This is a genomic window from Waltera intestinalis (assembly GCF_009695995.1).
GTDB classification, from domain to species: domain Bacteria; phylum Bacillota; class Clostridia; order Lachnospirales; family Lachnospiraceae; genus Acetatifactor; species Acetatifactor intestinalis.
Genome location: NZ_VUMU01000002.1, coordinates 16,238 through 29,242, shown reverse-complemented (window position 1 = coordinate 29,242; position 13,005 = coordinate 16,238). Strand labels below are relative to the sequence as shown.

At 48.1% G+C, this 13,005-nt stretch carries 12 protein-coding genes; 1 reads left to right on the top strand and 11 read right to left on the bottom strand.

Annotation, left to right across the window (positions count from 1 at the left end):
• Positions 1-55 precede the first annotated feature (55 nt).
• A complete protein-coding gene (locus FYJ59_RS01875) occupies positions 56-616 on the top strand; it encodes a TetR/AcrR family transcriptional regulator (protein ID WP_154495046.1) in 561 nt (186 codons plus the stop codon).
• A 4-nt stretch (positions 617-620) separates the two neighbouring features.
• On the opposite strand, the gene FYJ59_RS01870 is transcribed toward FYJ59_RS01875, so the two are convergent.
• From FYJ59_RS01870 to def, 11 genes are all read right to left on the bottom strand, one after another.
• Positions 621-1,886 (bottom strand): methyl-accepting chemotaxis protein, encoded by a 1,266-nt coding sequence (locus FYJ59_RS01870; RefSeq protein WP_154495045.1) that lies wholly within the window; start codon positions 1,884-1,886, stop codon positions 621-623.
• Between the two features lie 98 nt (positions 1,887-1,984).
• A complete protein-coding gene (locus tag FYJ59_RS01865; RefSeq protein ID WP_154495044.1) occupies positions 1,985-3,145 on the bottom strand; it encodes a toxic anion resistance protein in 1,161 nt (386 codons plus the stop codon).
• A 60-nt stretch (positions 3,146-3,205) separates the two neighbouring features.
• Positions 3,206-4,597, bottom strand: coding sequence for a 5-bromo-4-chloroindolyl phosphate hydrolysis family protein (locus tag FYJ59_RS01860; protein ID WP_154495043.1), 1,392 nt, complete (start codon positions 4,595-4,597; stop codon positions 3,206-3,208).
• Positions 4,598-4,599: 2 nt separating this feature from the next.
• A complete protein-coding gene (gene rsgA, locus FYJ59_RS01855) occupies positions 4,600-5,493 on the bottom strand; it encodes a ribosome small subunit-dependent GTPase A (RefSeq protein ID WP_154495042.1) in 894 nt (297 codons plus the stop codon).
• A 16-nt stretch (positions 5,494-5,509) separates the two neighbouring features.
• Positions 5,510-7,630: a Stk1 family PASTA domain-containing Ser/Thr kinase gene (gene pknB / locus FYJ59_RS01850; RefSeq protein WP_154495041.1), complete on the bottom strand. Its 2,121-nt coding sequence runs from the start codon at positions 7,628-7,630 to the stop codon at positions 5,510-5,512.
• A 50-nt stretch (positions 7,631-7,680) separates the two neighbouring features.
• The gene (locus FYJ59_RS01845) at positions 7,681-8,409 is read right to left on the bottom strand and encodes a Stp1/IreP family PP2C-type Ser/Thr phosphatase (RefSeq protein WP_118692214.1); all 729 of its coding nucleotides are present in this window, start codon (positions 8,407-8,409) and stop codon (positions 7,681-7,683) included.
• 1 nt (position 8,410) lies between these two features.
• The gene (gene rlmN / locus FYJ59_RS01840) at positions 8,411-9,484 is read right to left on the bottom strand and encodes a 23S rRNA (adenine(2503)-C(2))-methyltransferase RlmN (protein ID WP_154495040.1); all 1,074 of its coding nucleotides are present in this window, start codon (positions 9,482-9,484) and stop codon (positions 8,411-8,413) included.
• A 10-nt stretch (positions 9,485-9,494) separates the two neighbouring features.
• Positions 9,495-10,808 carry a 16S rRNA (cytosine(967)-C(5))-methyltransferase RsmB gene (gene rsmB / locus FYJ59_RS01835; protein ID WP_154495039.1) on the bottom strand — a complete coding sequence of 438 codons (1,314 nt, stop codon included), beginning with the start codon at positions 10,806-10,808 and terminating at the stop codon, positions 9,495-9,497.
• 2 nt (positions 10,809-10,810) lie between these two features.
• The gene (locus FYJ59_RS01830; protein ID WP_154495038.1) at positions 10,811-11,530 is read right to left on the bottom strand and encodes a zinc metallopeptidase; all 720 of its coding nucleotides are present in this window, start codon (positions 11,528-11,530) and stop codon (positions 10,811-10,813) included.
• 35 nt (positions 11,531-11,565) lie between these two features.
• Positions 11,566-12,498 (bottom strand): methionyl-tRNA formyltransferase, encoded by a 933-nt coding sequence (fmt, locus tag FYJ59_RS01825; RefSeq protein WP_154495037.1) that lies wholly within the window; start codon positions 12,496-12,498, stop codon positions 11,566-11,568.
• Positions 12,499-12,521: 23 nt separating this feature from the next.
• Entirely contained in the window at positions 12,522-13,004 is a 483-nt protein-coding gene (gene def / locus FYJ59_RS01820) for a peptide deformylase (RefSeq protein WP_022154178.1), read from the bottom strand.
• Position 13,005: the final 1 nt, after the last annotated feature.

Genomic DNA, 13,005 nt, shown 5'->3' with positions numbered 1-13,005 from the left:
TATATCAGTATATATCAAACATACAACCGTCACATATTATAGAGGTGTAGTGTTAATGAATACCGAGAATAATAAAAGATATATGACTACCGAAGAAAATATTTTAAATGCCTACAACCGGCTGGCATCCTCCAAGAGAGTGGATCAGATTACTGTCAGTGATATCTGCCGGACCGCTGGAATCCACCGGACTTCATTTTACGGTCATTTTCAGGATATCCATACCCTGCAGTCCAAAGTGGATGCTCTGCAGATGCAGAAATTGTTGGATTGTTTTATGCAGGGAGGAACCTGGAATCTGAAAGAAGGACTGCAGATGCAATTACAGTTTTTTTATGACAACCGTAGTATTTTGAAGAAAAATCTACGTTCTGAAGCAAACGAAAACCGGTTTTTTGATTTTTTATCCGGACAGATGACGGATCGGTTCAAAGAATCTTTTCAAAAACGCTTTCATAGCGAAGACGAGATTGAACTCAATTATCAAAAAGAATTCCTGACAATGGGGACTCTTGCCATTTTAAAAAAATGGATCTTGTCCGATTGTCAGGAATCTTATGAAAAAATTGCAAAGATATTATATTCTCTCTACGTCGCACCTTCCGATGCTGACTGATCTCTTAGCCGCGCAGTTTGAAATGCTCTAACAGCTCGTTCAGAGTAGTAGCAGATGCGGAAAGCTCCTCGCTGGTAGCGGAAGTCTCTTCGGCTGCTGCAGAGTTGGACTGGATAACATCATTGATGTCTTCCACACCCTTTTTGATATTTTTAACGGAAACCGCCTGTTTGTCAGACGCAGTACGGATATTGGCAACCTCCTGGATGATCTGATCCAGCTCAGCCATAACCTCCTGCATAGCATCATTGGTCTCCTTGGTGACCTTATTACCCACCTCTACCTCGTTCAAGGACTCTTCGATCAGCTTCTTGGACTCTACTGCAGAATTAGCACTCTCTTCTGCCAGCTGTCTGATCTGATCTGCCACGACTGCGAAGCCTCTTCCTGCCTCTCCGGCACGGGCTGCCTCGATGGAAGCATTTAAGGACAGTAGATTGGTTTGGGATGCGATATTCTCAATATCCGCGATGATCTTTTCAATGTTCTGGGTCGTTGCGTTGATCTTCTTCATGGCATCTACCAGCTCATCCATCTTCTTCTGGCTGTTGGCTGCCTCGATACCTACCTTTTTCGCCTTGTCATGTACAATGTCGGTAGACTTGGTATTCTCCAGTACCTGACTGGTTACTTCGTCTACGGTAGCCACCAGTTCTTCTACGGCTGCTGCCTGATTGGTAGCACCTTCTGCGATATCCTGTGCGCTGACAGCCAGCTGGTTACTGCCGGCAGATACCTGCTCGGAAGATCCCTGAATACCATGCATGGTCTCACTGATCTTGTTAACCATCTCATTCAATTCATCCAGTACACTGTGAAGCTGTCCTACATAAGCATCAGGACAACTGCTGTGCACATCGAAATTACCTTCGGAAAAATGCTCTACGATATCGTACAGATCAGATACCACTTTTTTAAGGATTCCGGCTGCTGTCTCGAAGCTGTCGGATAAGCGCCCCAGTTCATCCTCGGATTCATAAGGAGTACCGATCTCGAAATCACCGGATGCGATCTTCTCAGATGCCACTACCAGGCTTTCAATTGGCTCTACCAATGCTTTGGTCAGCATTCTGGAGATAGATACTGTAAACAAAATACTTATCACTGCCAACACCAGTACAATTACGATCCCCACGTAATTTTTTGTCTGCAACATTGCCCCAAATGCCACAAATGCGATCACGATATATAACACATCCATGATTCGAAATACAAGAGACAGTTTGTTCTTAATCGATCTGTTCTTAAGCATTTCTTCTAATTTCTTCATTTGTATTTACTCCTTCCATTTTATATATACCATACGTTTTATTTTAATTTCCGACATGATTTTCGTCAAGCATTAAGCATCTTAAATTTATGTAAAAATCATGTATGGGATGCTTTACTCATCTCCAGTAATTTATCTCTCATTTCATTCTCAATGCGCTGTAAATCTTCCTCTGCGCTCTGTCTTCTCGCACGTCCCTCTTCCTGGATCTTCATGACCTCATCCAGTGTCGTCATCAGTGTCTGATTCGTACTCTTAAGTGTCTCTATATCCACAATTCCCCGCTCGGATTCCTTCGCTGTCTCCACAGACGCCACCTTCAGTGCTTCCGCGTTCTTCTTCAGCAGTTCATTGGTCATATCCGATACGGCACGCTGTGCCTTGGCGGCATCGGTGGCATGATCCAGACCGATGGCAATGACCATCTGACTCTTCCACAGGGGGATCGTATTCACTAACGTCGACTGGATCTTCTCGGACATGGCGATATCATTGGACTGGATCAGACGGATCTGGGGTGCCATCTGCAGGGAAATGGCTCTGGTCAGCTCCAGATCATAGATCTTCTTCTCAAACCGCTCACACATTGCCGCGAAATCTTTCGCTGCCTGCGTGTCCTCCGGCAGTCCGCTCTTCTGTGCCTTCTCTAAAAGTTCCGGAAGCTCCACACTTTTTGCCTGCGCCAGCTTCTTTTTGCCTGCCAGGATATACATGGACAGTTCCTTGAAGTAATTCAGGTTCAGCTGGTACAGCTTGTCCAACACAGCCACATCCTTTAACAGCACTACCTGATGACTCTCCATGGCATCACAGATCTTTGTGATATTGACTTCTGCCTTATCATACTTTGCTTTTAGATTGCTCAGCTTGTCTCCGCTTTTTTTGAACAGACCGAAAAATCCCTTATCTTCCTCGGTGTCGAAGTCCTTTAGCTGTGCCACCACATCGGTTAACAGAGTTCCAACTTCTCCCATATCCTTGGTCCGGACATTATTAAGCGCCGTCTCTGAGAAATCCGCGATCTTCTTCTGGCTTCCGGCTCCGTACTGTAACACCGCCTGGGTATTGGTCAGGTCGATCTGTGCTGCGAAATCATCCACCTGCTTCTGCTCCTCCGGTGTCAGTTCCATCTCAGGAACCGCCTGCTCTTCCACTAACTCCTCCGGCTTCTTCTCCACGATCTCTGCCTTTGCCTCCGCAAAAGGATCCAGTGTAAGAGTCGGTGCTTCTTTTGTTGCTGCGTCTAAATCCATGTTCATACTAATCTCCCTTCCGCAGACGATTCCTTTCGTCGGAGGAATCGCGAATCAAATTTCAATTTACTGTTTTTCCATTACAAAATCAGATTCCGTCAGGCCTTCCTTTGCCAGCATGGTCTGTAATACCTGCGCATCAGCCGCTGCGTCAAAGGCTGCATCCTGAAACAGATTGTTTAACAATGTCACAAATGCCTGATTGATCATGTCCAGTGTCTTCCCGATCTCTTTCTTGGCATCGAGAATGTCCTCTCCGGGACTGCTGACCTCGTCAAATTCCGCATACTGCTCCACCAGCTTTAAAGTAGTGGGCAGATAATAATCCATTAATTTATGCATTCTATGCATCTGCTCCGGGTGCTCCTGCACTCTGTCGAAGATCTCCTTTAACAGATTCTCCAGACGGTACAGCTTCTCGGAGATTGCCTCCTCTTCGATCCGGTCGTTCAGGTCCCGAAGATGTCTGATGCATTCCATCCCCTCTGCTACCATACTGTGGAGTTCCTGTTCTCTCTCCGTCTGTGCAGCGTCCTGTGCTGTTCCTGTATCCGGCATCTGTTTTGCCTGCTCCTCTAAGTTTTTCTGTTCCAGATAAGCCTTTTCTGTCTCCAGATATTGATGATAGATCACATCATTTAACATAAAACAGGTTTCTTTATCATCCAAATGACCGTTAGGGAACATTCCGGCTTTTAACATTTTACGCAGATCTTTTTTTACATATCGGACGCTTTTGCCGGTATAACGCGCCATCTCCGTGATCACACCGTACATCTTGGTACCGCACAGTTCCAGATATTTCTCCGCACGTTGTAATCTTCTGCGCTGTCCGTTACCATAGGAGATCATCTCCAAAAATACCAGAGAAAGTACTCCCGGAAGAATTGCCGCACTTAAGCTTGCTGCACTAAAAGCTGCCAGGAGAAGCTGTACCAAAAGTCCCAGCCCGGAAAAACCAAGTCCGATGCCGCCGAACACGGTGCACAAAGTTCCGGACACGCTTCCCTTTTTCTCCATTTTTACCAAAGAAGTCATCTCGGAAGCCGTAGCTTGCCTGGGTGTCCCGACTCCTGCCTGATTTCTGGCACGGTTCTGCGCCGCCTGTGCCTTACGCTGCTCTTCCCATTGTTTTTCCCGTTCTATTCGCTGTCTGTGCCATTCTTCGTTTTGTCTGCGGTGTTCTTCCCGCTGTCTTTCCCGTTCTTCGCGCTCCGTCTGGATCTGCTCTATAGACTTCTCTTCTTCCCGCTTTTTATCCTGCCAGTTGCGCTGGGAATTCCAGACCTTTTTTTCCGTGGCTTCCCTGGATAGATTCGCCTGAAAATCCGCTTCCCGCAAAGCATCGGTGACCGTATCGGTTACTAATGTATTCAGTGCCCGGAAATCTCCGGTCTTCATAGCTTCGGCAATGGTCTCTTTAAATTTTTCCCCAAGATGATTCTGCACTTCACTCATAATTAATATTTTCTCTGACTTTTCAGTTCCTCATAGAGCAGACAATAATTCTCGTAACGTGTCTGCGAAATCTCCCCTTCCGCCACGGCATCTTTCACGCCGCAGACCGGTTCTGAGATATGAGAACATCCTCCGAATCTGCAATATTTTTCAAAAGGAACAAATTCGGGATAAAATCCCGCCAGCTGCTCTTTTTCCAGTCCGAACAGTCCCAGGGAGCTGAACCCCGGAGTATCCAGAATGTAAGTATCCGGTGCAATGGAGATCAGTTCGGAATGCCTGGTGGTATGTTTTCCACGCTCGATCTTCTCACTGATGGAACCGGTCTCCATCACGATCCCCGACTGTAAGCAGTTGACCAGTGAAGACTTGCCGACACCGCTGGGCCCCGCCACCGTGGTGGTCTTGCCCCGAAGCAGGTCTTTTAATCTGTCGATGCCTTCCTTTTCCCTGGCACTGACAGTAATGGTCTGAAATCCCGCCTGTTCATAGATGGAACGATAATCCTCTTTTTTCCCCTCTGTGTCAATGTCCTGTTTGTTAAAGCAGATGATGCAGGGAATGTCCTGCTGCTGCATCATGATCAGGAAACGATCCAGCAGGTTAAAATTGGGCTGTGGCTTACAGATGGCAAAAATCACCAGTGCCTGATCCACATTGGCAACCGCCGGACGGATCAGTTCGCTGTGCCTGGGAAGCAGTTCTGTGATATTTCCCTTTTTCTGTGCTTCATCTATGACTTCCATCTCCACATCGTCCCCGACCAATGGTTTCCTGTGGTCCTTACGGAAGACACCTTTTGCCTTGCATTCATAGATTCCGTCCGTACTATGCAGTGCATCCCCCGCATGGACGTAATAGAAGCCGGCAATTCCTTTTATAATCTTGCCCTTCATAGTTCCTGCCTTTGCATTATTCCTTCACGAATTCCACTCTTCGGGTAAAGGACTGGTTCTCCGTGGTGCCGGGAACATTAATGGTGCCATCTGTATCCGTTGTAGTGGTTCCCTCCGTTGTCACCTGATAGGTCATGGTAAGCGTACCGCCGGAGGAGGCGATGCCGTTGATATTGGTTGCTACCGGGAAGGTGGTAACCTTCGTATCCATCAGCACAGTGCCGTCATCCGCCACCAGGGTGATACCGACTTCCATTCCCGATACATACTTGGGTGCCTCGGAAGTCGTCGGTGCCGCAATGCTGACATTGCACTTATAAGTCACTTTCTGTGCGCCCTGGCTCACCTTAATATCAATGGAGGTTCCCTGATCCACATAGGAACCATGGGAATAGCTCTGATAGCAGATCATGCCCTCTCCCACTTCATCGCTGTAAATATGGGTCACACTGCCTACTGTCAGTCCGGCCTCGATTGCTTCCACCGTACCATCCTGCTCTGACAGTCCGATCAGGTTCGGCACGCGGATCTTCGTATCTTCCTTTCCCAGGCTTACGGTAACGGTGATCACACTGCCTTTCGGCGCCTTATTTCCATCTGCGGGAGTCTGGGCGATCACGCGTCCTGCTTCTATGGTGTCGGAATAATCCTCTGTCTTATTGACCAAAAAGCCCTTGCTTACCAGCTGTGTATTCGCCTCGTCAAAAGTAAGTCCCACCACATTCGGAACTTCTACGCCCTGGGTTCCGGCGCTTGCCGTAAGTGTTACCTTGCTGCCCTTGTCAATCTGGTCACCCGCGCTGACGTCGGTACTGATCACCACACCTTCTGCCACGGAATCAGATTCCTCATATACAACTTCCGTCAGAATTCCCAGTCCGGTCAGTGTATTTCTCGCATCATCCACATTCATGCCCTTCACATCCGGCATGGTGACTTTCTCTGCCTCTTCTTTGGTTTCCTCCGTAGTGATGATCGGACCGGAAGGATTATTGCCTTCGTTCTTTTTCCCGCCAAAGATCTTCACCGCCAGTACGATCAGGATAATACAGATCACCACTCCCGCAACGATTGCCAGAACCGTTGTCACGCGTTCCATCTTGGGATCGTAATCATAATCATCCTCTCCCTCTTCATCATTCTCATACATGGCTTCTGTATCGGAACGTAGGCGCATCGTCTCATCATGATCCTGTTCTTCATACTCCCGGCCACTCTGATACGGAACTTTTCTCTTGATCTGTGCCATATCTTCATCGGAGATCATCCGGGTGCCGCCTTCCATATCCGGATCCTTGTTCACGACAAAGTCCTCCTCCGGATTGATCAGGGACTGCTTCAGGTCTGCAATCAGTTCTGCCATGTTCTGATATCTGCGGTCCGGTGATTTCTGACAACACTTTAATACAATACTTGCAACGCTGGAAGGGATCTCCGGCACGAATTCCTTGGGAGAAGGCATTTCTTCCTGAATATGCTTGATGGCGATCGCTACCGTCGTCTCCCCATTGAAGGGGACTCTTCCCGTAAGCATTTCGAACATGGTGATACCGAGTGAATAGATATCACTCTTTTCATCACTGTAACCGCCTCTGGCCTGTTCCGGAGACGTATAGTGTACACTTCCCATTACATTGGAAGTGATCGTATTGCTGGTCGCTGCCTTGGCAATACCGAAATCCGTGACTTTTACTTTGCCGTCTTTGGAAATAATGATATTCTGCGGTTTGATATCCCGGTGAATAATATGATTATTATGTGCTGCCTCAATGCCCATACTCACCTGGATGGCAATGCTTACTGCTTCCTTGTAAGACAGACGGGCCTTTTTCTCAATGTACTTTTTGAGGGTAATGCCCTCCACCAGTTCCATTACAATATAGTAGATTCCGTTTTCTTCCCCTACATCATAGACATTTACGATATTGGGATGCATCAGTCCTGCTGCCGCCTGTGCCTCAATACGGAATTTGGATACAAAATTAGCATTCTCGCTGAATTCCTGCTTCAATACCTTGATCGCCACATATCGGTTCAACTTATGACATTTTGCTTTATAGACATCTGACATACCGCCGGTTCCGATTTTCTCCAGGATCTCATAGCGATCGCCGATCATCATTCCTATTTTGATCATTATTGCTCTCCATTCTCATATAACCTAAGTAACTAAGAGTATTATCTGTCTTATGCGCACGGCTCAATAAGGATAACACTGATATTGTCTCTGCCGCCGTTTGCATTGGCTGCCTCTACCAGACGCTCTGCTTTCTCCACAAGATCTCTTGCACCACTGATGATCATGCGGATCTCTTCATCTTCCAGCATATTAGTCAGTCCGTCCGAACACATAAGGACAGTATCGCCTTCCCTGAGTTCTACGGTAAAAAAGTCCGGCTCTACATGATCCTCCGCACCTACCGCTCTGGTAATAATATTCTTGTCAGGATGATTTCTTGCATCTGCACGGTCTAATCCGCCCATGCGTACCATTTCCTCTACAAGAGAATGATCCCTCGTAATCTGCCGTATCTCACGATTCACCACATAAAGTCTGCTGTCACCCACATTGGCCACCTGTAAAAATCTGCCCATGCAGGATGCCACCACAACCGTCGTTCCCATTCCTTCCAGCTTCTTGTCTTCGCCGGCTCTCCTGCGGATCACCTCATTGGCTTCCTCGATCGCTCTGCGGAAAATCAGCGTGGGATTTTTTTCAAAAGAACTCTGCATCTCAGCCAGCATGGTCTCTACTGTCACTTTGGATGCATAATCTCCCGCATTATGTCCGCCCATACCGTCCGCTACAATAAACACATTGGGCAGATTTCCCACCGGTTCCTCAGAGGTATAGATATAGTCCTGATTTACTTTTCTTTTCCTTCCGATATCGGTTATGGAAAACGTCTTGAGCACGTCAATTTTCCTCCTGTGAGAGTCCGTCCGGGTTCTGCATCTCCTGTGTATGACGACGCCTTAACTGTCCGCAGGCTCCGTCAATATCCCGGCCCATCTCTCTTCTAATTGTAACATGTATCTTCTTACTTTCAAGTTTATTTTTAAACGCCTGAACATGCCCGGTATCCGACTGCACGAAGTCCCGCTCTTTAATCGGGTTTACCGGAATCAGGTTAATATGACAGCATAAAGGCTTTGCCAGAGCGATCAGCTCTTTGGCATCCTCTTCCGTATCGTTCACACCGCCTACCAGACTGTATTCAAAAGTGATCCGGCGCCCGGTCTGCTCAAAATAATACCTGCAGACTTCCATCAGTTCTTTGATGGAATACCTGTTGGCAATGGGCATCAGTTTTCTTCTTTTTTCATCTGTGGTTGCATGCAGTGACAATGCCAGGGTAATCTGCAGCTTCTCATCTGCCAGCTGTCGCATTCTCGGCACGATTCCGCAGGTGGACACCGTGACATTTCTCTGGCTGATGTTTAATCCATTCTCATCCGTCAGCAGATGCAGAAACTTTAGAATATTATCATAATTGTCCATGGGTTCTCCGGTTCCCATGACTACCACATTGGAGACCCGTTCCTGCGTCAGTCTCGTGATGGCATAGATCTGATCTAACATCTCCGAAGGCGTCAGGTTCCGCTCCAGTCCATCCAGGGTGGACGCACAGAATCTGCAGCCCATCCGGCATCCCACCTGGGAAGAAATGCACACACTGTTGCCGTGTTTGTACTGCATCCACACGCTTTCCACCACATTGCCGTCAGACAGTTCAAATAAAAACTTTTTCGTTCCGTCGATCTTCGACTCCTGTATTCTGACAGGCTTTACACAGGTATATTCATACTTTTCCTTGCATTGTTCCCTGAATTTTGCGGAAAGATTGGTCATCTCGTCAAAGCTTCTCGCTAACTTCACATGCATCCACTCATACATCTGTTTTGCCCGGAAAGCTTTCTCTCCCATACTCTCCAGTTCGGTCTTCAGTTCCTCCAGATTCAGGGATTTGATATCTTTTTTACTATCCATGTCTTATATCTCACGTTCTTCTGCGCAGCCTTGCAAAGTAGAATCCGTCGGTCTCATCCGTTCCCGGCAGAAGTTGTCTCTCCTCCTCTAAAACGAACGGGAACTTTTCCGTGATCCATGCTGCCATGTTCTGATTCTCTTCTCTGTTGATGGTGCAGGTGCTGTACAACAGCACGCCGCCCGGCTTCACATACCGCCATCCGGCTTCCACGATCTGCCTCTGCAGTTCCTGGATAGATTTAAGGCCTTCCGGTGTCACATGATATTTAATGTCTCTCTTTTTGCCCATGACACCTAAGCCCGAACAAGGGACATCCATCAACACAACATCCGCAGATGCTTCTTGCTCTGCGTCATAAACCGTGGCATCATGCACTTCCACGTTCACATTGGTGCGGTGCATGCGCTCCAGATTCTCAAGGATCAAAGCCGTCTTATATTCTGACACATCGCGGGATAACACATGTCCCGCCTCTTTCGTATATTCTGCCGCCAGGATCGTCTTGCCTCCCGGTGCCGCACACAGATCCATAACAAAGTCTCCCGGATTTATTTTTGCTGCTTTTACCGCCAGGGCGGAAGAAGCATCCTGTACAGTGAATTTTCCTTCGGCAAATCCGGGCAGCTCGCTGACGTTTTCCAGATTTTCCGCCAGATATACATAGGGAAGTTCCTTATGTGCGCTTAAGTGGACCCCTGTAGCCTCTATCTTTTTCTTAAGATCCTCACGTTCCGTTTCCGACAATTCCAGGCAAAAACGCAGAGATACCGGATGAATCTTAAGCAGTCCCATGAGAAGTGTTTCCGTTCCCTCCGTGCCGTATACCGGAAGCCACAGATTCACGATCCATTCCGGCATGGAATATTTTACGCTGAAATATTTTACAGGATCCGTAGGATCCGGCAGGGGCATTTTGTCCTTGCTACGGGATATATTTCGCAGGACGGCATTGACAAACCCCTTCAGAGTACGAAAGCCGCGCTTTGCCGCAAGCTTGCAGGCTTCATTGCATACCGCACTGTCCGGCACCGCATCCATATACAGGATCTGATAGGTACTCATGCGGAGCAGACAACGGATCAGAGGCTTCATCTTGCGGACCGGAACGGAAGAAAACCGGTTTAGATAATAATCCAACTCCAGCTGTCTCTCTATGGTACCCTCTGTAACTCTCTTGATAAATGCCTTATCTCTGGGATCCAGGTAATCGTATTTATCCAGCACTGCTTTTATTAATTTATGGGAAAAATCCTGCCCCTTTTCCAGGTCCAGCAGGATCTCCACAATAATCTCTCTTGTATCGGTGGTTGCAGGCTTCCCCATGCTTAGTCTCTCCTTCTGCGGTTACCGCCATACAACAGGATCAGGCGAAGCAGCTGTAATGAGGAGGATGCTGCTCCCGCTACATAGGTAAGGGCTGCCGCTGTCAGCACCTTTTTACCGCCGCTTACTTCTTCACTGCCTAACAGTCCGTATTCCTCCACCTTCACGATTGCTCTGCGGGAGGCATTGAATTCCACGGGAAGTGTCACCAGCTGGAAGATCACGGTCAGGGCAAATGCCCAGATTCCCAGCTGGATCAATGTCTGGTTCCAGCTGAGCAGTACTCCTAAGAAAATCAGGGGAATACTTAAGTTGCTTCCGATGTTCACCACCGGTACCAGTGCCGCACGAATACTCATAGGTGCATAGCCGTGGGCATGCTGGATCGCATGTCCGCACTCATGGGCAGCCACACTGACTGCGGTGACTGAGGTTCCGTTATAATTATTATATGACAGTCTTACGGTATCTGTCCGGGGATCGTAATGATCGCCGTCGTTTGCATTCAGACACTCGATCTGTACGTTATACAAGCCTTCTCTATTGAGAAGATTCCGGGCAGCTTCCGCTCCCGTAATTCCTCTCATATTCCGGACCTTACTGTATTTTCGCATGGTGGAATTCACCAGCGCACTGGCCCCAAGGCATAACACCAGTCCGATCAATACCAGAAAATACGTGGGGTCAAAATAATAACCATATCCATAATAACCACCGTACATAGCAAAGTCTCCTTTCTAATTGCCTGGATTGTTTATCACTCTCCCAGGATCTCTCCAGGCTGTACCTTCACGCCTAACAGGAAATCATGGGCTGTCATACGTTTTTTGCCTTCCAGCTGCAATTCCATGACCTTCAGACCGCCTTCCGACGCTGCCACCTCAAAGGAATCCTTATTCACCGTAAGGATCGTTCCCGGGGTTTCCCTGTGAGCCGTCACCATGGGAATCGCCTTCCAGATCTTTAACTGTTTTCCGCGATAAAATGTGTAGGCACTGGGCCAGGGTGTCAGTCCTCTGATCAGTCTGTCCAGTTCGGCTGCCGTTTTGGTGAAGTCCAGTCTGCCCATTTCTTTGGTGATCAGTGCCGCATAGCAGGTCTTCGCATCGTCCTGTTTCTCCGGAGTCAGCTTTCCTGCTTCTAAGAGAGGCAATGCCTCGGTGATCGCTTCTCCGCCGAGCACCATAAGCTTGTCGTGCAATGTTTCAAAAGTATCTTCCGAAGTAATGGGAATCTTCTTCTGATACAACATATCTCCGGTGTCCAGTCCTGCATTCATCTGCATGATGGTCACACCGGTCTCCGTCTCCCCGTCGATGATCACTCTCTGGATTGGAGATGCCCCACGGTATTTCGGAAGCAGGGATGCGTGGATATTCAGGCATCCGTACTTCGGCAGATCCAGGATTTCCTGAGACAGGATCTGTCCGAAGGCTGCCACAATATAGACATCTGCGGGATATTTTTTCAATTCTTCAATAGCCTCGGGAGTCTTGATCCGACGAGGCTGGAATACCGGGATGCCGTGTTTTACAGCACATTCCTTCACCGGCGGAAACTGTAACTGTCCGCTTCTTCCCTTTGCCTTGTCCGGCTGGGTCACCACTGCGGTGATCTCATGTCCCTGTGCGATCAAAGCCTCCAGAGCTCCCACTGCGAAATCAGGGGTTCCCATAAATACGATCTGCATAGCTTATCTCCTTCCCGGAATACTTATTCTTCTTCCTCATCCTCATAGGTCATGTCCTGCAGAGGGCCTTCCGCCTTCTCCACATAGAGATGTCCATCCAGGTGATCCAGTTCGTGGCAGATGGCTCTTGCCAATAATTCCGTACCCTCTACTTCGATGGGTTTCATATTGACATCCAAAGCTACCGCTTTTACATAATTGGGTCTGGTCACAATACCGAACTTCCCGGGAACACTTAAGCACCCTTCCTGTCCGGTCTGCTCTCCGCTGCTCTCCACGATCCGGGGATTGATAAGAATATACGGATCCTCTCCGGTGGTGTCGATCACCACAATTCTCTTAAGTATGCCCACCTGGGGAGCAGCCAGTCCTACGCCGTTGGCGTCATACATAGTCTCTAACATATCCTCGATCAATTCCTTCGTCCGGGGAGTCATCTCCTTGACTTCCTTACAGGTCTTTTTCAGTACCTCATCTCCATATTCACGAATATTTCTGATTGCCACA